This is a genomic window from Brevundimonas sp. TWP3-1-2b1 (assembly GCF_049896165.1).
GTDB classification, from domain to species: domain Bacteria; phylum Pseudomonadota; class Alphaproteobacteria; order Caulobacterales; family Caulobacteraceae; genus Brevundimonas; species Brevundimonas subvibrioides_B.
This window is the reverse complement of the sequence record NZ_JAFCTT010000017.1, coordinates 49,939-75,486: the sequence shown is the minus strand read 5'-3', so window position 1 is coordinate 75,486 and position 25,548 is coordinate 49,939. Positions and strand designations below refer to the sequence as shown.

22 protein-coding genes and 1 tRNA gene are annotated in these 25,548 nt (G+C 68.9%); 11 read left to right on the top strand and 12 right to left on the bottom strand.

Annotated features, from left to right (window positions below):
• The 5 genes from ACP7AB_RS14865 to ACP7AB_RS14845 form a co-directional block, all read left to right on the top strand.
• Positions 1 to 1,164, top strand: a 1,164-nt coding sequence (locus ACP7AB_RS14865; RefSeq protein ID WP_426046169.1) for a DNA gyrase C-terminal beta-propeller domain-containing protein, incomplete at its 5' end; no start/stop codon positions are given.
• 168 nt (positions 1,165 to 1,332) lie between these two features.
• Positions 1,333 to 2,127 carry an aminotransferase class IV gene (locus tag ACP7AB_RS14860; RefSeq protein WP_425990655.1) on the top strand — a complete coding sequence of 265 codons (795 nt, stop codon included), beginning with the start codon at positions 1,333 to 1,335 and terminating at the stop codon, positions 2,125 to 2,127.
• A 50-nt stretch (positions 2,128 to 2,177) separates the two neighbouring features.
• Positions 2,178 to 2,660, top strand: a complete 483-nt coding sequence (coaD, locus tag ACP7AB_RS14855) for a pantetheine-phosphate adenylyltransferase (protein WP_303697067.1) — start codon at positions 2,178 to 2,180, stop codon at positions 2,658 to 2,660.
• Positions 2,661 to 2,679: 19 nt separating this feature from the next.
• Complete coding sequence (locus tag ACP7AB_RS14850) at positions 2,680 to 3,561, top strand: peptidylprolyl isomerase (protein ID WP_425990653.1); 882 nt, start codon at positions 2,680 to 2,682, stop codon at positions 3,559 to 3,561.
• Positions 3,558 to 4,457 (top strand): peptidylprolyl isomerase, encoded by a 900-nt coding sequence (locus tag ACP7AB_RS14845; protein WP_425990651.1) that lies wholly within the window; start codon positions 3,558 to 3,560, stop codon positions 4,455 to 4,457. The genes ACP7AB_RS14850 and ACP7AB_RS14845 overlap by 4 nt, the downstream gene beginning before the upstream one ends.
• Here ACP7AB_RS14845 and ACP7AB_RS14840 read toward each other — a convergent pair.
• Positions 4,424 to 5,542, bottom strand: coding sequence for a Ppx/GppA phosphatase family protein (locus ACP7AB_RS14840; RefSeq protein WP_425990649.1), 1,119 nt, complete (start codon positions 5,540 to 5,542; stop codon positions 4,424 to 4,426). The genes ACP7AB_RS14845 and ACP7AB_RS14840 overlap by 34 nt on opposite strands.
• A gap of 148 nt (positions 5,543 to 5,690) precedes the next feature.
• Here ACP7AB_RS14840 and hspQ point away from each other — a divergent pair, with 148 nt between their 5' ends.
• The 3 genes from hspQ (at position 5,691) to ACP7AB_RS14825 (ending at position 7,277) form a co-directional block, all read left to right on the top strand.
• Positions 5,691 to 6,005, top strand: a complete 315-nt coding sequence (gene hspQ, locus ACP7AB_RS14835; RefSeq protein ID WP_425990647.1) for a heat shock protein HspQ — start codon at positions 5,691 to 5,693, stop codon at positions 6,003 to 6,005.
• 67 nt (positions 6,006 to 6,072) lie between these two features.
• Positions 6,073 to 6,948: a phenylalanine 4-monooxygenase gene (phhA, locus tag ACP7AB_RS14830; protein WP_425990645.1), complete on the top strand. Its 876-nt coding sequence runs from the start codon at positions 6,073 to 6,075 to the stop codon at positions 6,946 to 6,948.
• Positions 6,945 to 7,277 (top strand): hypothetical protein, encoded by a 333-nt coding sequence (locus tag ACP7AB_RS14825; RefSeq protein ID WP_425990643.1) that lies wholly within the window; start codon positions 6,945 to 6,947, stop codon positions 7,275 to 7,277. Before phhA ends, ACP7AB_RS14825 begins: the two co-directional genes overlap by 4 nt.
• A 102-nt stretch (positions 7,278 to 7,379) precedes the next feature.
• Here the strand turns inward: ACP7AB_RS14825 and ACP7AB_RS14820 are convergent, their stop codons facing one another.
• From ACP7AB_RS14820 to ACP7AB_RS14790, 7 genes are all read right to left on the bottom strand, one after another.
• Positions 7,380 to 8,669: an MFS transporter gene (locus ACP7AB_RS14820; protein ID WP_425990641.1), complete on the bottom strand. Its 1,290-nt coding sequence runs from the start codon at positions 8,667 to 8,669 to the stop codon at positions 7,380 to 7,382.
• A complete protein-coding gene (locus ACP7AB_RS14815) occupies positions 8,666 to 9,277 on the bottom strand; it encodes a DUF998 domain-containing protein (RefSeq protein ID WP_425990639.1) in 612 nt (203 codons plus the stop codon). The genes ACP7AB_RS14820 and ACP7AB_RS14815 overlap by 4 nt, the downstream gene beginning before the upstream one ends.
• A gap of 2 nt (positions 9,278 to 9,279) precedes the next feature.
• Positions 9,280 to 9,840 (bottom strand): GNAT family N-acetyltransferase, encoded by a 561-nt coding sequence (locus ACP7AB_RS14810; protein WP_425990637.1) that lies wholly within the window; start codon positions 9,838 to 9,840, stop codon positions 9,280 to 9,282.
• A 3-nt stretch (positions 9,841 to 9,843) separates the two neighbouring features.
• Positions 9,844 to 11,178 carry an N-succinylarginine dihydrolase gene (astB, locus tag ACP7AB_RS14805; RefSeq protein ID WP_426046168.1) on the bottom strand — a complete coding sequence of 445 codons (1,335 nt, stop codon included), beginning with the start codon at positions 11,176 to 11,178 and terminating at the stop codon, positions 9,844 to 9,846.
• On the bottom strand, positions 11,175 to 12,638 hold the full coding sequence (gene astD / locus ACP7AB_RS14800; RefSeq protein ID WP_425990633.1) for a succinylglutamate-semialdehyde dehydrogenase: 1,464 nt from the start codon (positions 12,636 to 12,638) through the stop codon (positions 11,175 to 11,177). Before astD ends, astB begins: the two co-directional genes overlap by 4 nt.
• A 151-nt stretch (positions 12,639 to 12,789) precedes the next feature.
• A complete protein-coding gene (locus ACP7AB_RS14795; protein ID WP_425990631.1) occupies positions 12,790 to 13,797 on the bottom strand; it encodes an arginine N-succinyltransferase in 1,008 nt (335 codons plus the stop codon).
• Positions 13,798 to 13,954: 157 nt separating this feature from the next.
• Entirely contained in the window at positions 13,955 to 15,205 is a 1,251-nt protein-coding gene (locus ACP7AB_RS14790; protein ID WP_425990629.1) for a hydrolase, read from the bottom strand.
• 260 nt (positions 15,206 to 15,465) lie between these two features.
• On the opposite strand from ACP7AB_RS14790, the gene ACP7AB_RS14785 reads away from it, so the two are divergent.
• Positions 15,466 to 15,984, top strand: coding sequence for a hypothetical protein (locus ACP7AB_RS14785; RefSeq protein WP_425990627.1), 519 nt, complete (start codon positions 15,466 to 15,468; stop codon positions 15,982 to 15,984).
• Here ACP7AB_RS14785 and ACP7AB_RS14780 read toward each other — a convergent pair.
• The 3 genes from ACP7AB_RS14780 to ACP7AB_RS14770 all read right to left on the bottom strand — a co-directional run bounded on the left by ACP7AB_RS14780 (position 15,981) and on the right by ACP7AB_RS14770 (position 22,391).
• Positions 15,981 to 20,225 carry a translocation/assembly module TamB domain-containing protein gene (locus ACP7AB_RS14780; RefSeq protein WP_425990625.1) on the bottom strand — a complete coding sequence of 1,415 codons (4,245 nt, stop codon included), beginning with the start codon at positions 20,223 to 20,225 and terminating at the stop codon, positions 15,981 to 15,983. The genes ACP7AB_RS14785 and ACP7AB_RS14780 overlap by 4 nt on opposite strands.
• Positions 20,222 to 22,039, bottom strand: a complete 1,818-nt coding sequence (locus ACP7AB_RS14775) for an autotransporter assembly complex protein TamA (protein ID WP_425990623.1) — start codon at positions 22,037 to 22,039, stop codon at positions 20,222 to 20,224. Before ACP7AB_RS14775 ends, ACP7AB_RS14780 begins: the two co-directional genes overlap by 4 nt.
• Positions 22,040 to 22,130: 91 nt before the next feature.
• Positions 22,131 to 22,391 carry a hypothetical protein gene (locus tag ACP7AB_RS14770; RefSeq protein ID WP_425990621.1) on the bottom strand — a complete coding sequence of 87 codons (261 nt, stop codon included), beginning with the start codon at positions 22,389 to 22,391 and terminating at the stop codon, positions 22,131 to 22,133.
• Positions 22,392 to 22,549: 158 nt separating this feature from the next.
• Between ACP7AB_RS14770 and ACP7AB_RS14765 the strand changes: the two genes are divergently transcribed.
• The gene (locus tag ACP7AB_RS14765) at positions 22,550 to 24,289 is read left to right on the top strand and encodes an ATP-binding protein (RefSeq protein WP_425990619.1); all 1,740 of its coding nucleotides are present in this window, start codon (positions 22,550 to 22,552) and stop codon (positions 24,287 to 24,289) included.
• On the opposite strand, the gene ACP7AB_RS14760 is transcribed toward ACP7AB_RS14765, so the two are convergent.
• Positions 24,286 to 25,356 carry a CaiB/BaiF CoA transferase family protein gene (locus ACP7AB_RS14760; protein ID WP_425990617.1) on the bottom strand — a complete coding sequence of 357 codons (1,071 nt, stop codon included), beginning with the start codon at positions 25,354 to 25,356 and terminating at the stop codon, positions 24,286 to 24,288. The two genes, ACP7AB_RS14765 and ACP7AB_RS14760, sit on opposite strands and share 4 nt — an antisense overlap.
• A gap of 115 nt (positions 25,357 to 25,471) precedes the next feature.
• Between ACP7AB_RS14760 and ACP7AB_RS14755 the strand changes: the two genes are divergently transcribed.
• Positions 25,472 to 25,548: transfer RNA gene (locus ACP7AB_RS14755), tRNA-Lys, on the top strand.

Genomic DNA, 25,548 nt, shown 5'->3' with positions numbered 1-25,548 from the left:
GACCTGATCCCGCGCGAGGACATGGTCGTCACCGTCACCCACGGCGGCTACGTCAAGCGCGTCGCCCTGAACGCCTATCGGACCCAGCATCGCGGCGGCAAGGGCAAGTCCGGCATGACGATGAAGGACGAGGACGCCGTCGTCGGCGTCTTCTCCGCCTCGACCCACACGCCGGTCCTGTTCTTCGCCACCAACGGCAAGGCCTACAAGCTGAAGGTCTGGCGCCTGCCGCTGGGCGCCCCGACGTCGCGCGGCAAGGCCTTCGTCAACCTGCTGCCGATCGAGCCGGGCGATTCGATCATGAACGTCCTGCCGTTGCCCGAGGACGAGACGACCTGGGGCGACTACGACATGATGTTCGCCACCCGCTCGGGCGACGTACGCCGGAACAAGCTCAGCGACTTCGCCACGGTCAATCGCGCCGGCAAGATCGCCATGAAGCTGGAAGACGGCGACCACATGGTCGGCGTCGCCCTGTGCACCGCCGAGGACGACGTGCTGCTGACCACCGCGCTGGGCCGCGCCATCCGCTTCAAGGCCGACGACGTTCGCGTCTTCAAGGGCCGCGATTCGACCGGCGTGCGCGGCGTCCGCCTCCAGGGCGACGACGCCGTCATCTCCATGGCCGTCCTCGGGCGGGTCGATGCGACGCCGGACGAGCGGGCGGCCTATGTGAAGCACGCCAACGCCATGCGCCGCGCCACCGAAGGCGAGGACGACGCCGCCGTGGTCGAGGCGGATGACGAGGCCGAAGGCTCGGGCGACGCCGCCCTGTCGGTCGAACGCATCGCCGAACTGGGCGCAGCCGAACAATTCATCCTCACGGTCACCGAGACCGGCTTCGGCAAGCGCTCCTCGGCCTATGAATACCGCCGCACCGGTCGGGGCGGGCAGGGTCTGACGGCCCACGGTCTGGGCGGTCGCGCCGGCACGCGCCTCGCCGCCGCCTTCCCGGTCGAGGACACCGACGACCTGCTGCTGGTCACCTCCAACGGCCAGATGATCCGCACCCGCGTGGGCCAGGTCCGTATCGTCGGCCGCTCGTCGCAGGGCGTGACCATCTTCCGCACGGCGGAAGGCGAGAAGGTCGTGTCCGTCGAACGGCTGGCGGACAGCGGCGGGGATGAACCCGAGGTCGACACCGATGAGGGCGGCGAAGGTTGATTCCTTTCCCGTTGGGAGAGGGCTTGAGCGCACGGCGGCGAAGCCGTCGTCCTTGCGCGAAAGGGTGAGGGCCGCGCCTCCCTGGTACGAACCCGACCCTCACCCTTTCGACTTACGCATCGCTCCGCTCTGCGAGCCTCAAGCCCCCTCCCACCGGGAGAGGGTTCGATGACCGACTTCCTCATCGACGGCCTTCCCCCGACCGAGGCCGACCTCCGCTACCTCGCCATCGTTAACTACGGCGCCTACACATCCTTTCGCATCGAGGACGCCGGCGTGCGCGGCCTCGACCTGCACCTCGCCCGCCTCGACGCCTCCGCGATCGAACTGTTCGGCGAGGCGCTGGCGGAGGATCGCCTCCGCGACCTCATGCGTCTGGCCCTCGGAGATCGCCGCGACGCCTGGCTCCGCGTCAGCCTGTTTTCACGCGAGATCCTGCCGCGCAGCCCTTCGGCCCGGGGCCGCCCCAGCGTCATGACCGTCGTCTCGCCCCCGCCCCCGCCCCTGGCCGGCCGCATGAGGCTCCAGGCCCGGACCTACGTTCGTGACGACGCCCATCTGAAGCACACGGCGACCTTCCCCCTGATCCATGCCCGCCGCCTGGCCATCGATGCGGGCTTCGACGACGCCCTGTTCGCCGACGCCGACGGCCTGATCTCCGAAGGCAGTCTATGGAACATCGGCTTCCTGACCGGCGACACGGTGGTCTGGCCCCAGGCGCCGATGCTGGCCGGGGTGGCCCAATCGCTGATCGAGGCCGGCCTCGGCGCGGCGGGCCTGTCCGGAACGACACGGCCGGTGCATCTGACCGACCTCGACGCCTTCGACGCCGCCTTCCTGTGCAACAGCGCCACGCCGGCCTGTCCGATTACGGCCATCGGCGACCATGTCTTCGGCGCCGCCCCCGAGCGGATCGACCGGCTCGCACGCGCCTGGTCGTCGAACGCGCCTCAGCCGATCTAGGCCGGACCCGCGCCGCCTGCTAATCACACCACGCGGCGGGGAGAGAATGCATGCGGATCGGGCTTTACCCGGGGACCTTCGACCCGGTCACCAATGGCCACATGGACATCATCGGCCGGGCTGTGAAGCTGGTCGACAAACTGGTCATCGGCGTCGCCCAGAACGACGACAAGGGGCCGTTGTTCACGACCGCTGAACGCGTCGAGATGGTCCGCGCCGAGGTCGCCCGCCTCGGGGCCGACATCGAGGTCCTGCCGTTCTCGACCCTGCTGATGCATTTCGCCGAGAAGCTGGACGCCAACGTCATCGTGCGCGGCCTGCGCGCCGTCGCCGACTTCGAATACGAGTTCCAGATGACGGCCATGAACCAGCGCCTCAATGACGACATCGAGACCGTGTTCCTGATGGCCGATCCGCGCCACCAGGCCATCGCCTCGCGACTGGTCAAGGAAATCGCCCGGCTGGACGGAAACATCGACAGCTTCGTCAGCCCCGTCGTCGCCGCCGCCGTGCGCGACCGCGTCAAACGCTAGAATCGCTCAGGATACCGCCTTGAAGATCACGCCTTTCGTCCTCGCCGCCGCCCTGTCGGTCCTCGCACCCGCCGCAGCCACGTCTCAGACCACACCCGCGACTGCCGCCCCGATCCCTGCGGCAAGCGACTGGCGCACCATCGCGCCCGAGAACCTGCTGGTCATCGATACCTCGAAGGGTCGAATCCTGGTCGAGCTGGAGCCGCGCGCCACGCCGCGGCACGCTGATCGCATCCGCACCCTGGCGGACCAGGGCTTCTACGATGGCCTGAAGTTTCATCGCGTCATCACCGGTTTCATGGCTCAGACGGGCGACCCGCTGGGCACCGGAGCCGGCGGCTCGGAACTGCCCGACATCGCCGCAGAGTTCACCTTCCGCCGCGGCCGCGACGCCCGGTTCGCCCCGATCGAGGGCGGCGCTCCGACCGGCATCGTCGGCCTGGTCGGCTCCCTGCCGGTGGTGACCCAGCCCGACGCCCAGATGATGGTGACGGCGGACTTCAAGGTCGACGCGGGCGGCCTGTTCTGCACCGGCGTCGCCGGCATGGCCCGCTCCGGCGCGCCCGACAGCGCCAACAGCCAATTCTATCTGATGATGGCGACCAACCCGGTCCTGAACGGAAACTACACCGCATTCGGGCGCATCGTGTCGGGGCTCGAGGTCGTCAGCGCTCTGAAGGCCGGTCCGGAGAGCGCCGACGGCGCCGTGACCGACAATCCGGACACGATGACCCATGTGCGGACCGCCGCCGCCCTGCCCGAAGGCGAGCGTCCGGTCGTGCGCGTGCTCGACGCGCGGTCGGCGGCTTTCCAAGCGCATGTGGCCGAGGTTCGCGCCGCGCGTGGTTCACAGTTCACGGTCTGCGACGTGCAGCCTGTGGCGGAGGTTTCAGGGGGATGACGATGCGGTTGGTGGCTCTGGCGATCGGTCTTGTTCTGGCGGGCGCGCCCGTCGCCCGGGCGCAGGAGGCTGTGACGCCCCCGCCTCCGGCTCCGGCCGCCCCGGGCACCGCCGACTGGCGCACCGTCCCGGCCGACAACCTGATGATCATCGACACCAACCGGGGCCGGATCCTGGTCGAACTCGCGCCCGAGGCCGCGCCCCTGCATGTTGAGCGGATGCGGCTCCTGACCCGCCGCGCCTTCTTCGACGGAATCACCTTCCATCGCGTCATCGACGGCTTTATGGCCCAGACGGGCGACCCGCTGGGCAATGGCGAGGGCCAGAGTCCCTACCCGGACATCAAGGCCGAGTTCACCTTCCGCCGGGGGCCGGAGGCGCCGTTCACCCCGGTCGCCTCACCGGCCGGCGCCATGCTGGGCTTCCTGCACAGCCTGCCGATCCAGACTCAGCCGACCTCCCTGATGGCCACGACCGCCGACGGCAAGGTCCATGCCTGGGGCGCCTATTGCCCGGGTGTCGCGGGCATGGCGCGCGATGACGCCATCGACAGCGCCAACAGCCAGTTCTTCCTGATGCGCCAGCCCTATCCGGCGCTGGACAAGCGTTACACGGTCTGGGGGACCGTGGTGTCGGGCCTCGACGTGGTTCGGGCCATCAAGGTCGGCGACGGCGACAACGGCGCGGTCACCGCCGATCCCGACCGGATGATCCGCGTACGCATCGCCTCGGACCTGCCCGAGGCGGACCGGCCGGTGGTTCAGGTGCTGGACACGGCCTCGGCCGCCTTCCGGACCCTGGCCGACGGCGTGCGGACGGCGCGAGGCGCGGACTTCTCGATCTGCGACATTGTCCTCCCGGTTCAGGTCTCGGGCGCGGCCGCTCCAGCGGTCTGACCGCCTCGCCCCCGGCCGCGACGTCGGCGCTGGGGTTTGCGCGCCTCGCGCATCTGCTGCAGCAGCATGCCCTCGCGCAGCCCCCGGTCGGCGACCCTGACCCGCTCGCTGGGCCAGGCGCGCTGCACCGCGTCCAGGATCGCGGCCCCGGCCAGCACCAGATCGGCGCGGTCCGGCCCGATGCAGGCCTCGGCCGCCCGGCCCTTCGGCCCCAGGGCCTTCAGTTTCTCGGCCGCGGCATCGCACTCGGCCCGCGTCATCCACAGCCCGTCGACCCGGTCCCGCTGATAGCGCCGCAGGTTCAGATGAACCCCCGCCAGGCTGGTGATCGCCCCCGACGTCCCGACCAGATGGCCCCGGCCCGTGGCGAACAGCCGGCGGAACTCGGCGTCGTCGAACTCACCGGCCGACAGCGCCGCGCTCATGTCTCCGACCATGGCCTCGTACCAGGCCTCGCCCGAACCGGCCGGTTCCGGGTGCCGCTCGGCGAGGGTCACGACCCCCAACGGCGCCGACATCCAGGCGACTGTCTTCATCTCCGAGCCTGACTTCCTCAGCCAGGACAGTTCCGTCGATCCTCCGCCGACGTCGATGACCAGCACCGCCTCCGCACCCGGATCGAACAGGTTGATGCACCCCTCGACCGACAGCCGGGCCTCCTCCGCCGGGTCGATGATGCGCAGCTTCAGCCCGGTGCCGCGCCGGACGCGGTCGATGAATTCCTGGCCGTTCTCGGCCTGCCGACAGGCCTGGGTGGCGACAGCGTTGAGCCGGGCGGAGTCCACGCCGCGTCGAACAACCCGCTCGGCGCACAGGGCCAACGCGTCATAGGCACGGTCCATCGCCGCCTCGTCGAGCCGGCCGGTGCGCGACAGACCTTCGCCCAGCCTCACGATGCGGCTGAAACTGTCGACCACGCGGAAGCCCGCCCGCGCCGGACGCGCGATCAGCAGGCGACAATTGTTGGTCCCCAGATCGAGGGCGCCGAACACGGGACCGTCGCGACCCGACGAATCCCGCATGGACGCCCCTTGGACCCGGGACCGCTCGTCGCGCCTTCGCGGCGCGCCGTCGGGTTCCGGCATGGGCCGAACTTTCATGTAGGCGCAGCCGAACCGGGCGCCCGTCCCGTTGAACCTAGCCGCGCCGAACCCTCCGCGCCAAGCCTATCTGACAGCAAGATGAACAGGACGACCGGCATGCCGCTCAGGCTCGGGGTCGTATCCGTGCAGGATGACCCAGTCCCTCACCGCCAAATTCGGCCTCGGCCAGATCGTGCGTCACCGCGAGGAATCGTTTCGCGGCGTGGTCGTCGACGTTGACGCTGTCTATGCCGGACCGGCCGGCGAACCCGGCCCGGACCAGCGCGATCAGCCCTTCTATCGCATTCTCGCCATGGGTATGGAGTCCGGCTTCCTGGTCTATGCTGCCGAGAACGTGCTTGAGCATGATCCCGACGTGACGCCCCTGTCTGCCGCAGACCAGGCCCACTGGTTCACGATGGACGACAACGGTCGCATCGCCCCGCGGGCGCAGCCGATTCACTGATCCGGCCTGATCCGGCCGTTGGCTCTTCGCCGCCGGGGTTCTAGACTGCCGGTTCAAGGAGCGCGTGATGGCTGATTTCGAACATGTCTTTCAAACCCCGCCCGAGGGCGCGGCGGCGGACTGGACGATCTCCCAGAATTGGCGCGCCTATACCCAGGTCGAGCACGACACCTGGGACACCCTGTACGCCCGCCAGATGAAGATCCTGCCCGGGCGCGCCTCGGACGCCTTCCTGAAGGGTCTGAAGGCGCTGGATCTGAACACCGGCGGCATTCCCGACTTCGCCCTCATGAATCCAAAGCTGAAGGCCCTGACCGGCTGGACGGTGGTCTGCGTGCCTGGCCTGGTGCCCGACGACGTCTTCTTTGACCATCTGGCCAACCGCCGCTTCCCGTCGGGCCAGTTCATCCGGAAACCCGACCAGCTGGACTATCTTCAGGAGCCGGACATCTTCCACGACGTGTTCGGCCACGTCCCGATGCTGACCGACCCGGATTTCGCCGACTACATGCAGGCCTACGGCAAGGGCGGCCAGCGGGCCCAGTCGCTGGGCATGCTCAAGAACCTCGCCCGCCTGTACTGGTACACGGTAGAGTTCGGCCTGATGGACGAGGGGCAGGGGCTGCGCATCTACGGAGCCGGCATCGTGTCGTCGGCCTCCGAAAGCGTCTTCGCGCTAGAGGATCCGTCGCCGAACCGCATCGCCTTCGATCTGGAGCGGATCATGCGGACCGACTACCGCATCGACGACTTCCAGCAGGTCTATTTCGTCATCCCCTCGATCGAGGCCCTGAACGACGCGACGCTGGAGGATTTCGGCCCCATCTACGATCGTCTGAAGGGCGCGTCCGCGATCGGCATCGAGGCGATCCAGCCCTATGATCGGGTGATCACCCGTGGCACCCAGGCCTATGCCCGCAAGGGCGGGAGATTCGCGGCATGATGCGCACGACCACCATCCTTCTGATCGCCGGTCTCGCCGTCGCGGCGAGCGCCTGCACCGAATCCAGACGCGCGCGGAACGCCGCGACCTGGAGCGACCAGCCCGCCGACATCACCTGCTGGACCTATGGGACCGAGACCTTCGCCGGCCGATCGACGGGCAAGGTCGAGTATAACGACGGCGGCCGCATCGCCTTCGTCGACGCCGCCAACGGCCGCTACACCACCATCGATGGCGAGTGCCGCGTGGTCTATCTGGCCGGGGGCGAGGAGGCGACGCCTGCGCCTGCCGCTGCTGCGCCCGCTCCCGTGGCGCCTCCAGCCGCCTGACACGCCGTCTTGGAGCGCGGACCTCCAGGTCCGCTCTTCAACGCCGGCAAAGAGCGGACCTGGAGGTCCGCGCTCCGTCGCCCGTTGCCCCGGAGGGGAGGCTCAGTCCTCCGTGATCAAACTCTTCGCCTTCGTATCCCGCATCAGAACGTAGGTGATCAGCGACAGACCGATCATCCCGGTGACGTACCAGAAATACAGGCTCTCGCGGCCATCCAGCTTGAACCACAGGGCGACGTATTCGGCCGTGCCGCCGAACACGGCATTGGCGAGGGCGTAGGGCAGGGCGACGCCCAGCGCGCGGATGTGGGCGGGGAACAGCTCGGCCTTCACCACGGCATTGATGGCGGTATAGCCAGACACGATCACCAGCGCCGAAAGGGACAGGGCGAAGGCGGTGAGGGCGTTGGTCGTGACCGCCAGGGCGCTCATGATCGGCACGGTGCAGAAAACCCCCAGTATGCCGAAAGTGATCATGACGGGCTTTCGCCCGATGCGGTCCGACAGGGCCCCGACGGCGGGCTGCAGCAGCATGAACAGGAACAGGGCCGCAGCGCTGATCTCTGTCGCCTGGGCCTTGGAGAAGCCCGAGGTGTTGGTCAGGAATTTCTGCAGATAGGTGGTGTAGGTATAGAAGGCGAGGGTCCCCCCGGCGGTCAGGCCGATGACGATCAGCGCCTCCTTCGGATGGCGCAGCACCAGCTCCAGCGCGCTGGATTTCGGCGCGGCACGGGTCACCGGATCCTCGAAGGCGCGGGTCTCGTCCAGGCCCCGACGCAGCCAGAAGACCACGACCGCCAGCCCCGCCCCGACGAAGAAGGGGATGCGCCAGGCCCAGTCCGACAGGGCCGCTTCGCCCAGGGTCCGCTGCAGCAGGATCAGCAGCATCAGGGCCAGAATTTGGCCGGAGATCAGGGTCACATACTGGAAGCTGGACCAGAAGCCGCGATGCTTCGCCGTGGCCATCTCGGACAGATAGGTAGCGCTTGATCCGTATTCGCCGCCGACGCTGAGGCCCTGCATCATGCGCGCGAACAGCAGCAGGGCAGGGGCGGCCAGACCGATGGTGGCATAGCCGGGGGTGCAGGCGATCAGCAGCGAGCCCGCGCACATCAGGCTGACCGACAGGGTCAGGCCGGCCTTGCGTCCCTTGCGATCGGCATAGACGCCCATGACCCAGGCCCCCACGGGGCGCATCAGGAAGCCGACTGCGAAAATAGCGGCGGTGCTGAGCAACTGGGCGGTCGGCTCGCCCTTCGGGAAGAAGACCGGGGCGAAATAGACGGTGAAGGCCGCATAGGCGAACCAGTCGAACCATTCGACCAGATTGCCGGCCGAGCCGCCCACGATGTTTCTCAGGCGGCGGGCGGGCGTCATATGAACCTGCATCATGCGACTGTTTCCATGGGCCGACGGACGGCCAGGGCGACGCCGACCGTCCAGGCGGCAAGCGCGATCTCGAGCACCCGCTGGGCTCCGCCGAAGAATTCGAATCCGGGGTGGATGAGCCAGATGGCGCCGGCGGCGGGCGCCCCGCAGACGATGGCGAGATGGAACAGGTCGCGCCCTCGGGGCCAGGATTTCGCCGCCAGTCCGACCAGGCCCAGTCCGGCCAGACCGCACAGATAGCCGATGCCTCCCAGCACCTCATGCAGGACGGCGGCCGGGCTCGGGCTCGCCAGCGAGCATTGGAAATCGCAGGGAAAAACTCCGCCGAACATCAGGCCGAGGCCGTTCAGCGCGCTCAGGCCGAAGCCGATCATAGCCAGCGGGCTGCGTGGAAACAGCGGAATGCACATCAGCCAGAAGGCGGCCAGCAGGACGCCGGAGGCCATGAAGGCATAGCTGACGCCTGGCCCCGTACTCGCGCCGGTCGCGCCGAGTTCGCTGATGTACTGGCGCAGATGGTCGTAGCCCGGATAGGCGAACCCGGCCGAGATCGCAGCCACCGCGAGGATGAGCAGGCTCAGGATCGCGCAGGCGAAGGCGAGTTGGCGCAAGATCAATTTTCCCCGAAGTCGGCGGCGCCATCCTTCAGGGATTTGCCCATCCTGACCAGAGGCACGGGCACGCCGCCGCGATCGTCCTCGAACCGCTCGATCTCGCGATAGCCGGCGGACAGATACAGCGGCTCCCCGCCCATGGTCGCGACGAGTTCGACCCGGTCGTAGCCCTCGGCCCGCACCGCCGCCTCGCACAGATCGAGGATCATCCGTCCGATGCCCCGGCGCAGGAAGTCGGGGTGGGTGTACATGGCCCGGACCCGGGCCGCGTCAACGCCGGGCGTCAGCGGCTCGGGAACCCGCCCCGGCGTATGGTCACCGCCATAGGTGGTGATCCTTCGGCTCCAGCCGCCGCAGCCGGCCGGCACGCCGTCGATCTCGACGATGAAATAGGTCCGGTCCGCGATGATCTGGCTGTCCAGCCCCATCAGCACCCGGCTGGCCGCGATCTGACCGGCCGTCAGGAAGGCGGCCAGGGGTCCCGAGATGGCCAGGTCCATCAGGCCGGCCAGGGCCGTGATATCGGCCTCGGTGGCGATGCGGTGGCTCGACTCCGGCATCGGTCAGGTCCGCTGGAACGGGTAGAAGGCGTCTCCAAGGTCGAAGATCGCGGTCAGACTGTCGAGCGCTTCACGCGTCTCGGTGAGCAGCGCCGGATCGGCCAGATCGGCGGGCGCCAGCCGGTCGCGATAGTGACGCGTCGCCCAGCCTGTCAGAACGCCGAACAGGTCGTCGTTCATCCGCATCGGACCATGGACGGCGGCAAGCTCGGCCTCGGTCAGCACGACGCGGAGGCGCAGGCAGGCGGGGCCGCCGCCGTTCCGCATCGACTGCCGCACGTCGACATACTCGACCCGCCCGATCGGACCGTTCGACGCCACCAGCCCCTGCGCCACCGCATGGGCGCGCGGGTTGTCGCGCGTCTCCGTCGGACAGATCAGCGTCAGGCGATCCTCGCCGGGCAAGGAAACCAGCATCGAGTTGAAAAGATAGGAGGAGATGGCGTCGGCCAGCGGCAGGTCGGCCGAGGATACCTCCACGAAGATCGGATCGAACCCGGTCGCCGCCGCGCGGACGGCGGCATGGGTTCCTGCCGTGTCCTCGAACGCCAGCTTGTGATGGAACAGCGTCTCCAGAGCGCCGACGCAGACGACGTCATTGTGGAAGGTCCCGCCCGCGATGGCCGCCCGCGACTGCTGGGCCAGGACCACGCCGTGCGCGCCGTGCCGACGGGCGATGGCTTCGGAGGCCTGCCGCGTCTGGCGGGCTGGCCAGGGACCGTCCCAGTGCGCGAAGGCGTCCCGCCCCCAGACCAGCAGGTTGACCCCCGGCTCCCCGTGCCCGGCGCACAGCCGGACGTGGTTGGCCGCGCCCTCGTCCGCGAGATGGGCGACGGGGTGCAGGGCGTCGTGGACGGCGAAACGGGCAGGGTCGGGGAACAGGGCGTCGAGCGCCCGTTTCGTCTGCGCATGCTCCAGCGAGCGGTGCAGGTTGGTGTGCAGATTGGCCGGCGTGAAATGCACCCGCCCGTCGGCAGCGTCCGCGCTGGGCGTCACCGTCGCGGCGTTGGCGGCCCACATCGGCGAGGCCGAACAGGCGGCGGCGGCGAACGTCGGCGCATCCTTCCAGGCCTGCTCCAGCACCCGCGCGTCCGACCCGCTGAAACCGAGAGACCGCAGGAACGGAATGTCCGGCCGCTGGTGCGGCGGCAGCACGAACTGCGGCAAGCCGAGGTCGGCCAGCCGTTTCATCTTTTCAAGTCCCTGCAGGACGGCGGCGCGCGGGTTCGACGCCTGGCCCTCGTTCAGGCTGGAGGCGAGGTTGCCGGGACTGAGACCGGCATAGGAGTGCGTCGGCCCGATCAGGCCGTCGGCATTGGCCTCGACAGCGGCGGTCATCGCAGTCCCCGGATTTCGCCCTCGATGGTCTTCACCGCACCGGCCTCGAAACTGGCCACGGGATAGGCGCAGTAGTCGGCCGCATAATAGGCACTCGGCCGGTGGTTGCCGCTCGCGCCTAGACCACCGAAGGGCATGTCGCCGGCCGCGCCCGTCGTCGGCCGGTTGAAGTTGACGACCCCCGCCCGGATGCGCCGGATGAACCGGTCCCAGTACGCCGGATCGTCGCTCACCAGCCCCGCCGACAGCCCGTACCGCGTCGCGTTGGCGGCCGCGATCGCGGCCTCGAACGAGGCGACCCGTGTCACCGACAGGAAGGGGGCGAACATCTCCTCGTCCGGGACGTCGACGCCGGTGACATCGATGATCGCGGGCTTCACGAAGGCGCGGGGCAGGTTGTCGACCGGACCCGACGCCCGGATCACCCGCGCGCCCAGATCGATCCGTTGCTGCAGCGCCGCCAGGGCCTGTTCCGCCGCGCGCTGCGAGATCAGCGGCCCGGCATAGGGTTCCGGCGTCGAGTCCCACGGCGCAAAGATCAGCCGTTCGACCAGGGCATTGACCGCCTCGACGATCGCATCGCCCTGCGCGCCCTCCGGCACGATCAGCCGCCGGGCGCAGGAGCACCGCTGCCCCGTCGTCACGAAGGCGGACTGCACCACGATGCCGGCCACGGCCTCCGCGTCCGCCGCATCCCAGACCACCAGCGGGTTGTTGCCGCCCAGCTCCAGCGCCAGGATCACATGCGGATCGTCGGCGAACTTGCGCCGAAAATGCGCGCCCGCCGCGCCCGAGCCGGTGAACATCAGCGCGTCGATCGGCTGGTCCAGCAAGGCCGCCCCGACCTCGCGCCCGCCCTGCACCAGGTTGAACACCCCCTTCGGCAGGTCTGCCTCTTCCAGGCATTCGGCCATCAGCTGGCCCGTGTGCGGCGTCTCCTCAGACGGCTTGAACACCACCGTGTCACCGGCCAGCAGCGCCGGCACGATGTGGCCGTTCGGCAGATGGCCGGGGAAGTTGAACGGCCCCAGCACCGCCGCCACCCCGTGTGGCCGATGCCGCAAAGTCGCCGTCCCGAACGCCGTCTCCGCAGTTCGCTCGCCGGTCCGCTCGTCATAGGCGCGGATCGAGAGATCCACCTTGCCGGCCATCGACCCCAGTTCAGCGGTCGTCTCCCACAGCGCCTTGCCGGTCTCGCGGCTGATGGCCTCGGCAAAGCCCGGCGCCCGCGCCTTGAGCGCCGCCTGATAGCGTTTCATCGCCGCGATCCGCGCGTCGCGCGGCTGGTCGGCCCAGTCCGGGAAGGCCGCGCGCGCCGCCTCGACGGCGGCCCCGACCTGCGCCCCCGACGCCTCGTTCCCGCGCCAGACCCGCGCCTCCGTCGCCGGATCGAAGGAGGCGAAGCCGTCGCCCGCCCCCTCGGTCCACCGGCCGTCGAAGTAGAGTGTCCCGTCGGTCATTCCATCAAACTCCGTGCATCCCCGCGAAGGCGGGGACCCAGTTCTTTTGTGAGGCACAGAGCCTCGGATTTCGGTCCGCTGGTCCCGGCGAGGTCAGAGCGCCCAATGCCCTGGGTCCCCGCCTTCGCGGGGATGCACGGGGATAGAACGATCACGATTTCACTCGCACGATGTCACCCGTCCGCACCTTCAGCGCAGTGGCGGTCTCGGCCGTCACGCGCACCGTCTCGCCCTCGATCGCCGCGCGGGCGCGGACGGCGCGGAAGGCCTCCACGCTGTCCGTCGAGACCAGGGCCGGCAGTTCGGCGTCGAACTCCTCCGACACCACGACCGACAGCCGCCGCGCATCCCTCACCGTTCGAATATGGTCGCGCGGACAGGTCACCGTCGGTCCGGCGTCGAAGATGTCCACCAGCCCGTTCGGCCGGAACCCCTCGCTCTCCAGCAGGGCCATGGCCGCCACCCCTTGCGGATGCACCTTGCCGATGACGGCCCGCGCCGGCTCGGGCAGCAGGTCGATATAGATCGGATGGCGCGGCGCGAGGTCGAGGATGAACTGTTTGTCCGTCGACCCGGTCATCATGTCCGCCTGGTCGAACGGCATGGGGAAGAATTTGTGCGCCACATGGTCCCAGAACGGACAGGCGCCGTCCGGCGTGAACACTCCGCGCAGTTCGGCCAGCACCGTCTCGGCGAACAGCTCCGGCTGCGCCCCGATCAGCATGTAGCGCGACTGGCTGAGCAGACGTCCGGCTCCGCCCTTTCGACGATCGGCTTTCAGGAACAGCGATCCGACCTCGGTCCAGCCCGAGCATTCGTTGACCAGGGTCAGGGTCTGGTGATCCATCCGGATGCCCAGCGACGGCGACTGGACCGGGTTGTTGGCGATGCGGAACGAGAAGAAGGGCCGCTTCATGCCCACGGTCGCCTTGACGCTGGCGATGCCGTCGACGTCGCCGGTGTCGGTCTCCTCCATCATCAGGGTGAACCAGCGGTCCGGCACAGGAATGGCGCCGGTGAAACTGTCGCGGCTGACGTCCAGCCGGTCCGACAACTGGTCGGGGTCCTCGGGCAGGCTGGTGAAGCCCGGCCCGGACAGGATGGCGAGCTCCAGCAGATGATCGAGGTCGCCGGGACCGGCGGGACGGACAACGAGCATGACTAAATCCTCCCTCGACGGGGGAGGGGGGCCGCAGCGCGCTTGCGCTGGGGGGGAGGGGGCTCACAGCGAGCTCGGTGTCCAGGGTTGGCCCCCTCCACCGCGAAGACGCGGTTCCCCTCCCCCGACGGGGGAGGAGTGAGTGCGAATGGCCTCATCACATCGTCTCCAAACGCAGCGCCTTGAGCTTCACCGCGTCGATCTCGCCCGAGGCGATCTTGCACAGCATCAGGGTCGACAGCCGGGCCCGCTCGACGAAACTGTCGGGCCAGGCGAACTCTTCGGGCGAATGGATCAGCCCGCCGCGCACCCCGAGCGTGTCGATGTTGGGCAGGCCGGCGGCATGCAGGTTGTTGCCCTCGCAGACACCGCCGGATGGGGACCAGGCGATGGACTGGCCGAGCAGGGCGCCGGTCTCGCGCACGGCCTCGAACAGGGCGGTCTGGGCCGTGTCCATCGGCTTGGGCGCCCGCGTCATCCCGCCGTGCAGATCCAGCGTCAGCCCCTCGAACGGCGGCGTCTGAACGATCTCCCCGATCGCGTCCGTGACCCAGGCGGCGGCCTGCGCATCCGGAACCCGAACGTTAAACCGCACCACGGCGTTGTCGGCCACGACGTTCAACGCCCCGCCGCCGGAGATGCGCGCCACATTGACCGTCACGCCTTCACGCCGTCCGTTCAGCCCATGCAGGGCCGCCGCGATCACCGCGGCGCCGGCCACTGCATTGGCGCCCTCATGGAAGGCGCGTCCGGCATGGGCCGCCTTGCCGGTGACGATCAGGTGGAAGTTGCCGCTGCCCTTGCGCGCCCCCGCCAGGGTCCCGTCGGCCAGCGCCGGCTCATAGGTCATGCCGACGTGCCCGCGCGCGCCGAGCTCGGCCAGCAGCGGCGCTGACGCGGGGGAGCCGATCTCCTCGTCGGGGGACAGCAGGACGGTCCAGCCGACGCGTTCCCGCTCCGGGTGGGTCTCGAACGCCGCCAGCGCGCCCAGCATGACGGAGATGCCACCCTTCATGTCGGCGATCCCGGGACCGTTCAGGGCGCCGTCAGGACGCGTGATGACGCTCTGGAAGGCGCTGTCGGCCGGATAGACGGTGTCGTAGTGGCCGGTCAGGACGACCTGGATCGGCGCCTCGGGCCGCGCCGTGAGTCTCAACGCATCGGCGCGGGACTGAGGCCGCACGGACCCGTCGTCGCCGATGGTGGTGAAGCCCTGGGTCGCGATGCGCGCGATTTCGGCGGGGAGGCGGGCCGCCTCGGTTTGCAGCAGGGCCAGGGTGGCATTCAGCCCCTCGGCGTGATCGCTGCCGGAGTTGACGTTCGCCCATCGAACCGCGCGATCGATCAGATCGGCCTCGCCCCGCCCGACCAGGTCGAGGGCGGCCTGATCCTGTGGGAGAATCCGCATGGTGGGACTCTAGACGGGGCGGAGGGAAAGGTGAAGGCGCTCACTGCCCTCCCCCTCGGGGGAGGGTGGTCGGAGCCGAAGGCGGAGACCGGGCGGGGGCGGCAAGGCAAACCCCCGCAACCCTGCCTCCGCATCCCCCTGCCGCCCCCGCCCCGTCGCTGCGCGGCGGCCCTCCCCCGAGGGGAGGGAGAAGGCCGAACAATATTGCGCCCTCCGCCGCCATCATGTAAAACGTGCTTGTCATTTTGGAGGAAAGACACATGAGCAACTGGCTGAAAGCGCTGAATCCCTCGAGCCCGATGACGACCGAGGCCGATGCCGAACGCGGGGCGAAGGCCAGCGCGATCTCGATCTTCATCGGCGTCGTGGTCGGCCTGATCAGCCTGGCCTGGACGATGGCCAATCCGGGCGAGTTGCAGGACGTTCTTGCGCAGTCCGCGGGCGGCGATGCGGAAAAGGCGGCCGGCATGGCCGCCGCCGGTCAGATTGCCCTCTATGTCGCCGGCTTCATGGTGGCGCTCCAGGCCATCCTGGGCATCGTCCAGTGGCGCAACCCTGGCAAGTTCATCGCCATCCTGTTCCTAGTGCTGCTTGCCTACGGTCTGTTGTCCACTTTGGCGACGCCGATGCTGGCGAACTCCGTGCCGAACATGCCGGAAATTCCGATGTGGCAGATCGCCTTGTCGGTCGTCGTCATGGTCGTCCAGTTCATCCTGCACGTCACGGGCCTGAAGGGCATCAAGCAGCTGGACCGGATCCAGATGGAGCAGTCGCGCTAATCCGGGTCCGCTGAACTGTTGGGCCGTCGGTCCTGCGCTCCGGTTCCGGGGACGCGGGACTGGCGTCGCCAGCGGATGGACAGGGTCGCGTCGCCCTGTCCGCCGAACTGGGAGCTGATGGCGATGTTTTTGCGCACCTGCCATTCGACATTGACCGCCGCCCCGCCTTCGCCGCCGCCGATGATTTCCAGATAGACGTTGTCGGTGATGTAGCGGCCGCCCGCGACGGTCAGGGCCGAGGCCTCGCCGCCGAACGACAGCCGGTCCAGCCCGGCCAATTCGCGCAGGTTTCCGATCACATCGAAGCCGCCGCCACCCGCCAGCGAGGCCACCCCCGCCGCCAGCTGGGCCGCCTCGAACGGCGACAGCTGCGACGCCGAACGTCCGAACAGCACCTGGGACAGGATCTCGTCCTGGGGCAGAGCCGGTGTGGAGGTCAGGAGGATCTCGGGCCGTGCCGCCGTGCCGGTGACGCGGATGGTCGCGGTCAATGCGGGATCCTCACGCATCGCCGACAGGTTCAGCCGGATGCGGGCCGGGTCGGTGGACAGGGCGATGGAGCCCCGATCGTCGAAGACGAACCGCTTGCCCGCGAACTCGTAGTCGCCGCGCACGATGGTGGCGTTGCCGCTCAGAACAGGCTGGGCCACCGTGCCCCGTACACGGGCGTCGACATTGAGCAGGACGTTCAAACCCCTGCCCGCGACCCGCACGTCGCCGCGCGAACGCAACCGGATGTCGAGGCCGATCTGGGGACCCCGGCTGGGACCGTCGTCGTCGGTCTCTACGGGATCGCCGCCGGGGCGGTTGATCTCGACGACGTCCATGCCGACGATGCCGTTGGAGCCCGGCGGATTGGCCTCGATCCGGCCCTCGTCGATGCCGATCTCGCCCGCCAGCTGGATGTTGCCGTCGGCGGCGCGGACAACGGTCAGAGGCCCCGAGGCGCGGGCTTCGGCGATATCGTTGTCGATGATGCGGAAACGGGTCAGCGCCAGTTCGAAGTTCGAGCCCGAACCCTCGCGCAAACCGATCCGGCCGCCACCGGACACCGTGCCGCCCGAGCCGTCGGTGGCGGCGAAGGTCTGGATCAGGGCTGTCGCATCGTCGAACCGGCTGGCCAGGGTGACGTCGTCCAGTGTCAGGCCCACGCCGTTGTCGCGGAAACGGCCGTCCCGCAGGTTCAGCCGCCCGTTGATCAGGGGCGCCGCCAGGGTGCCGCCCAAGGTCGCGTTGCCATCGACCTGACCGGCCAGGGTGCGTTCGCCGCCGAAGAAGACGTCCCAGATCGGCTGGATCTGACCGTGGACCTCGACCTCGCCCGACATCGAACGGGTGCGGACGATGGCCAGGCGCAACGGTGCGGCCGACGCCTCGACCGGGAGGGTGATGTCGGCGGTGGCGCGGACGGCGTCGGTTCCGGCTGCACTGGCCTGGATTCTCAGCGCGTCGTTGACCAGGGTCGCATTGACGGAGCCGTCGACCGACAGGCCCCGGGGCGCATCGACGCTGCGGAGCTGGGCCAGGTTGACGTTGGCGGATCCCGACAGGTCGTCGCCGGCGCCGCGCAGGGAAACGCGGCCCGTGACCCGGCCTCGCAGATCGGGCGCGATGGAGCCCAGCTCGACGCTGGTCAGATCCGCCTGGATGACGACGGCGTCCGAGTCCTGGCGGATTTCGCCCAGCAGGATGCCGCCGCCCACTGACAGATCGAGACGGGCGACACGACCGTCTCCGGCCAGGGCGATGACGGCGGGGTTCCGGGTGGAGAAGCCGATCTCGCGAACCTTGCCACCGCCGCTCAGGGTGATGCTCTGGGCCTCGCCCCGACGCGAATAGACGCCCGTGCCGTCGAAGGAGACGGGCGTATCGCCACCGACATCGGCCTTCAGGGTGAAGGGCAGGCGTTCGAGCGTGCCGCGGCCGTCCAGCTCGAACGTGCGGATGACATAGGTCGAACCGGTCAGACGGACGTTGGAGCCTGCGACGTCGAGGATCGCGGTCTCGTCGCCTGCGCCTTCGCTCAGACGGATGCGACCTTCCGCCGTCCCGGAGGCCAGGAAGGCTCCGGGACGGGCTGTAAAGGTCAGGTCGGCGCTGGACGGCGTAGTGTTGGCGAGGGCGACCGACCCCTGGGCGGTTATGCCGCCGGCATTCAGGTCGACCTCAGTCAGGCGGATGCGATTTCCGCCGAGGAAGAAGTTCCCGGCCGCCCGGGCGGGGCCGTAGTTCGATCCCGCCGTCATGATGATATTGCCGTCCGAAGCGTCCGCGCCCTTGCGGAAACTCAGGATCAGGTCGGCATCGGTCAGGGTCAGCGGGCCGGCCGCGATACTGCCGAAGGCGGCGGTCAGGTCCACGCGAGGCTGGGCCAGGGTGCCGGTCAGGGCGCCGGCGCCGGTGACGGCGCCGTCGATAGCGAGGGGGCCAACTCCGAAGGGGCCGCGGGCGTTCCAGTTCAGGGCCAGACGCAGACGGCCCTGGGGCTCGATCAGACCGCGCGCCGAGGCCGTGCCGGCAGCGCCGGTCAGGATGCCCTGTTCGACGGCGATACGGCCATCGTCGAGGCTCCCTGCGAGCTGCAGACGCGGCGTCGCGCCCAGCAGTCGGTCCAGTTCGGCCATGCCGGTGGCGATACGGCCGCCGCGACCGTCAAAGGTCAGGACCCATGGCGCGCCGCTGCGGGCCGAGGTTGCCTGGATCGGCCCGCCGAAGGTTCCGCGCGCTCCGGTTCGGATGCGGCTGACATCGGTGATGTCGGCCCGGCCCCGGAAACCAAGACCGCCCGTCAGCCCGCGACCGCCCGAGCCGGTCACGGTCAGGGCCTGACCGCGCACGTCGATCTTCTGAAGCAGGATAGCCCCGTCGGCGAGGCGCGAGGCCTCGAAGGACAGGCGCGGCGCGGCCCCCAGAAGCGCGCCGACGATACCCTCGCTGCGTCCCCCTGCGACGGCGAGATCGCCCGTCAGGCCGATGCGGCCGTTGTCCGCGGAGATGTCGAGCGGGCCTGCTATGGTCTGCGCCGCATAGCTGGCCAGAGAAGCGTTCGCCATGCGGACGTCGCCGTTCAGCACCCAGCGCTCGGCGTCCCCGGTGAAAACGCCGGACCAGGTCGCCGCCCCGCCGCTGGTCGTGCCGACGAGCCTGGTGACCGACCCGGTCGAGACCGTCAGGGCCACGCCATCCGGCGCGCTCCGGTCGTCGAGATGGATCATGCCCTGGGCGCTGGACTGCAGGTTCTCGGAGGTCAGCCGCCAGGCCATGCCCTGGACGTTCTCCCGGGTCGCGTCAGGGATGGCGGCGAAGCCGAAGCGGGCGGTGCGGCCGATGCGTTCGACGAAGGGCGCCAGCAGATCGGACCCGCTGAAATCGAAGTAACCCGAGATGCGCGAGCCCTCGGGGCCATAGCGCCCCCGAATGGTCAGCGGCGTGAAGTCGCCGGTGCGCACCGTGGCGTTGACGATGTCGCCGTTGACGAGGGCCGAGGCGAAAAAGGGCTGGTCGGGCGAATAGCCCAGCGATCCGGCCAGCGGACCACCTTGCGCTTCGCTGGCGCGAAGGTTCAGGCGCAGATCCTCCGGCTTGTCGCCGAGGGTGGCTGTGACGCGCAGGAAGTCGCCCGGCCGGTTCAGGCTGTAGGCGCTGACGGTCGCCGTCTTGTCACCTGTGCGCGGGACGCGGGCGTCGCCGGTCAGGCGCCAGCGACCATACTCCTGGGAGAAGCCTTCAAGGAGTTCGACGTCGGCCGTGAACCGGTCGATGTCGATGCTGATCGGCATGGGCCGGGGCGGCTTGCCGTCCGGCGGATCGAGCTCCGGCCGGCGGATCAGACGGATCGACCGGGCGGTGATGTCCGAGGCGTGGAACCGCCGGGTGACCAGGGGCCAATAGCTCCAGTCCACGCGGACGTCGCGCGCCTCAAGCCAGACGCCCTTTTCATCAGTGATGGTGACGCGGGCCAGGGTGAAGTCGTCAAACAGATCGCCCTGTAAGCCCTCGACATTGATGCGGCCGTAGCGGCTGATCTTCTTGCCGGCGACGAAGCTGGTGACTAGGTCGCGCCCTGGGCCGGAGACCAGATACATCCGGCCGCCGAAGGCCAGGATCAGGGTCAGGACCAGCAGGCCGATCAGGGCGAAGCCACCGAAGAAGGCGATGGCCTGAAGCCGGGTACGACGGCGCTTTTCGGCCTTGGCCGGCGTTTCGGGCGCTTCGGGCGTGTCGGGAACGAGCTCGGTCAAAATGCCTGGCCGATACTGACGTAGACCTGGAAGCCTGCGTCGCCCTCGCGTTTGTCGAGCGGGAAGGCGATGTCGGCGCGGATCGGGCCGAAGGACAGGTTGTAGCGGGCGCCGATGCCCACGGCGTAGCGCAGGTTGGAGAAGTCTGGCGTCTCGGCAAAGCCGATCGCCCCGGCATCCACGAAGCCGACAACGCCGAAACCCTTGCCCACGTCGTGCCGGACCTCGGCCGAAACCTCGAACAGCGAAAGACCGCCGCGCGGCGTGTTGTCGGGAAGGCGCGGTCCGACGCCCTGATATCCGTAGCCGCGCACCGAACCCCCGCCGCCGGAATAGAACAGCCGGTCCGACGGGACGCTGAGTTCATCGCCGCCGAGAATCGAGCCCACTCGCAAGCGGCCGGCCAGGACGGTGCGGCCGTTGTCCTGGACCGGCATGTAGGCGGTGGCCTGGGCCTCGGTGCGCAGGAACAGGACGGTATCCTCGCCCGCCACCGCCGTCGGCTGGACATTCAGCGTCATGCGCCAGCCGGTGGTGGGGTTCAGCGGGTCGTTCGATTGATCGATATAGGCGCTGCCCCTGGCGGTCAGGATCGCCAGATCGCGGTCGAAGCTGACCGGCGCCCGTGTGATCGGATCGAAGCGGTTCTCATTGTATCGACCGGCGTCCAGACCGACGCCGTAGCTGTAGTACGAGATCTTGCCGATGCGCTGGCGAAGGTCGGCGGACACGACGGCGGCGGTCCGGCGATAGGCGTCGGTGTCCTCGTTCACTATGGCGGCGGACAGGGCCAGGGTTTCGCCCGGCGTGCGCCAGTGGGGCAGGCTGAGGTCGGCGCCGATGCGGCTGTCGATCGTGGCGAGACGCGCTTCGAACCGCAGGGTGTCGGCGCGGCCGAAGCGATTGTACCAGGTCCAGAGTCCGTTCACGCCTGAACCGTCGGCGGTCGAGAAGGTCGCGCCGGCCTCCAGGATCCGGCGCGGCCGGTCGGTGAGTGTGACGACGATGGGCCGGTTGCCCGCCGGGTTGGTCTGGTCCGCCGGTGTCAGGGCCACCGCGACTCCGTCGTAGACGCCGGTCTCCAGCAGCCGCCGCTCCAGCTCCGCTACCAGTTCGGGGTCGTAACGCTGACCCTCGTTCCAGGGCGCGAGGCCCTTGACCCAGGCGGGATTTGTCGGGCCGCGCGTCTCCACCCGCACGCCGTCGAGGCGAACGAGGGGGCCGGAGTTGATGTTGAAGGTCGGGGCGACGGTGAGGGTCGCGTGATCGACGACGACGCGACGCGGCTGGGTCACGGCATCGGGATAGCCTTCGCGCGCCAGCCTGGCGATGATCCGGCCTTCGCCGGCGATGACGTCGGCGGCGCGACCCGGATCGCCGGGCTCCAGCGCGATCTCGGCCTGGGCCGTGCGGATGACCGCGGGCTCTGGCTCGGGCGTGATCCACTGGATGGTCGGGGCGGCGAGGACGAAACGCGGGCCCGGCGTGATCTCGACGATCGCGATTGGATTGTCCTCTCCCTCGACGATGTCCGCCAGCGTGGGCTGGTAGTAGCCTTCGGATCGCAGCAGGGCCTCGACCGAGGCCATCGCGGCGCGAGCACGCCTTCGGGCGTCGAAGCCGTTGGTGGGAGGACCGTCGGCCTCGCCGATCGCGCGGGTCAGGGCCGTGCGCAGCTCGGCGTCGAGGTCGCCGCGGATCTGGGCGCGTGGATCGGCCGAGGCGGTCCCCGCGACGCCCATGGCGCCCAAGCCGAGGGCCGCCGCGAGGAACGCGGAGGTGATGCGTGAGAAGGGAGAGGACCTCGACGTCAATATACAACCCTGAGCGGCGACATGGTCCGAACTGGACCAGGCTCGCCTGAGGCCCCCCTCAATCAGCGAATCGGGACGACCTTGCGGCCGATCAATAGAACAGGGTTTCGCTCTCGGGCTGAACCGTCTCTTCCGAAGAGCGCTGCTCGGGCGGCAGGGTCGAGTTGGTGGGCGGAGCGCCCGTGGGCGCTGTGGTGTCTGCGGCGGGCACGCCCTGGTCGGTCGCCGACGGCGCGATGGGCGCTTCGATGGGCGGCGGTGCGGTCTCGACCTGCTGGGACATGGGGTCTTCGCAGCCGGCGACGGCCAGACCGGCGGCCCCGAGAGCCACGAGCAACATCAAACGCTTCATTTCAAATCTCCCCCGGAGTGCGGCGTTGGAACGCGCCGTGAACAGCCCTGTTCCATAACTCGTCCCACGTTGCCGGTCACGCTGGATCAACGGCGTTCTGGCAACCAATCATTCTTCTATTGCCGCGACACTCCTATCGAACGGGAGAGGGTTCAAGAATGACGGCGAACGGCTATGCCATGATCGCCCAGGTGCGGTTCCGCGAACTGAGGACGCGGATCGGTCTGGCGGCGTTCATCGCCGTAACCACGTGGTTCCTGACCCACACCTTCTGGCCGGCCGTGTGGTTCGGGGCGGTGGTGGCGACGCAGGGGCTCGACTGGGCCGTATTCCGGCCGCTGCGCAAGCGGCCGCAGGTCGTGCCCTCGTCTGGTTACAAGATCGCGCTTTGCGCCACCGCCTCCGTCAATGTGATCGTCTATTCCGGCATCGCGGCGTATCTGTGGGTTGCTGGCGGCGACGCAGGACGACTGTTCGCCATTGTCCAGGTGGCCGGGGGCCTGCTGCACGTCAGCCTGCATATGCACCACGTGCGGCCGCTGCTGTTCGCGGCGGTCATCCCACACAGCCTCTATTTTCTCGGCATGCCCATCGTCGGCGCCATCGTCGACGGCAAGCCGCAGGAGATGCTGATCGCCTTGGGTGGGCTGCTATACATGATGCATCTGGTCGTCGCCGTGCGGCAGAGCTGCAAGACCACGGCAGCCTTGCAGACCGCGAACGCGGAGGCGCGGCTGGAACGCCAGAAGGCCGAGGTAGCCAGCGCCGCCAAGTCCGACTTCCTGGCCGTCATCAGCCATGAGATTCGCACCCCCATGAACGCGGTCATCTCGGCCGCCAATCTGCTGCGCCGGACGCGGCTGGATCGGGAACAGCGTGAGCATGTGTCGATGCTGCTGGACTCCGGCGACGTGCTGGTCGGCCTGTTGAACGACGTGCTCGACCTGTCCAAGATTGAGGCGGGCAAGATGACGCTGGAATCCTCGGTGATGGACCTGCGCGAGAAGCTGGGATCGCTGGGTCGGCTCTGGGGCCCCAAGGCCGAGGCCAACGGCGTGCGGCTGAAGATCGAGATCGAGCCCGATGTGCCCGACTGTGTCCGGACCGATCCGCTGCGCCTGCAGCAGATGCTGTTCAACCTGCTGTCCAACGCGGTGAAGTTCACGGACGACGGCGCGATCACCGTCGCGGTCGACTGGCGGGCGAAGGACAATCATCTGATCATCGCGGTGACCGATACCGGCGTCGGTATTCCGGCGGACCGCCTGGCGCGCATCTTCGATAGTTTCGAGCAGGTCGACGCGGGCACGACGCGCAAATACGGCGGCACCGGCCTCGGGCTGGCGATCAGCCGCCGCCTGGCCGAGATCATGGGTGGGAGCCTCGCCGCCGAGAGCGTCGAAGGCGAGGGCTCGACCTTCTTGCTGAGCCTGCCGATGGAGGCTGTGGCCAAGCCGGCGACCGAGGCGCGCCGTCGGGTGGCCGAACAGGCGGGGTTGCAGGGCAAGGTCATCCTTGCCGCCGACGATCACGCAGTGAACCGGCGTATCCTGTCCCTGCTGCTGGAGCCGCACGGTTGCACCATCCTGCTGGTCGAGAACGGGGCCGAGGCGGTAGAGGCCGCGAAGACCCAGCGGTTCGACGCCATCCTGATGGACATGCAGATGCCGGTCATGGACGGGCTGGAGGCCTCGGCGCAGATTCGGGCCGGGGGGCTGAACCGCAGCACGCCGCTGATCGCCCTGACCGCCAACGCCATGGACGTGCATCGCACCGCCTGGGATGCGACGGGGGTCTTTGCCTTCCTGACCAAGCCGATCGATCCGGTACTGCTGGCCGCGACCCTGGCGGAGGCCTGTGCCGAGTCGATCGAAGAAACGAACGCGCAGGTCGCCTAGACCCAGCGGGAGAGGGCTTCAGTCAAGGAAAGCGATGCCGACGGCTCAATCGGCGCCACCCGGCCATCGAATCGGGGGGCCGGCGAGGGCTGGAGCGGAGAGCCGGCGAGGGTTTCTCGAGCGTGATTGTGCGGATGGTCGGCGGCCTCTGCGAAGGTCAGCACTGGCGTGACGCAGGCTTCGGTTCCCTCGAAATGGGCGGCCCACTCGTCGCGGGTCCGGTCCGCGAACAGTTCCGTGAACCTGGCTTCCAGCGACGGCCAGCCGCTGACCGGGAACTGAGGCGCATCGGCGGCCTCGAGGTCCAGTCCGGCCAGCAAGGCGGCGTAGAAGCGAGGCTCCAGCGCTCCGACCGCGACGAACCTGCCGTCGGCGCAGGCGTAGCAGCGATAGAAGGGCGCGGCGCCGTCCAGCAGATTGGCGCCGCGCTCGCCGGACCAGAGGCCGCTCGCTGTCATGGCGAAGAACAGGGCGGACAGCAAAGCCGTGCCGTCGGTCATAGCGGCGTCGACGACGCGGCCCTTGCCGGTGGTCCGGGCCTCGATGATGGCGGCGAGCACGCCTGTCACAAGCAGCATGGCGCCGCCGCCGTAGTCGCCGACGAGGTTTAGCGGCGGGACGGGCGGGCGACCCGCCTCGCCCATGGCGTGCAGCGCGCCGGTCAGGCCGATGTAGTTGATGTCGTGGCCGACCGTCTGGGCTAGCGGACCCGTCTGGCCCCAGCCCGTGACCCTGCCGAAGACGAGCTTCGGATTGCGGGCGGCGCAGTCCTCGGGCCCAAGACCGAGTCGTTCCAGCACGCCGGGGCGGAAGCCCTCGATCACGGCGTCGGCGCTCGCGATCAGGTCGAGGACTCGGTCGCGGTCGGTGGGCGACTTGAGGTCGACGGGCACGGCGGTCCGCGCCCGGTGCATGACCGCGTTGCCGACATCGCCGAAGACGCCGGCCCCGTCAGCGCGACTGAGGCGCAGCACATCGGCCCCCAGATCGGCCAGGACCATGCCGGCGAAGGTCACGGGACCGAGGCCGTCGAATTCGATGATGCGTACGCCGGAAAGAGGTTTCATGGAGGCCTTGCTAGCTGCGGTCGTCAGTTTGGTCGAGGTGAGGCCTTGACCCGGCGGGTTCGATGAACCAGAAGGCGCAACCGCGAAACGCCCAAGCCGTTTCGGATTGCGGTGCGCGCCCTTAGCTCAGTTGGTTAGAGCATCTGACTTTTAATCAGAGGGTCCTCGGTTCGAGCCCGAGAGGGCGTACCA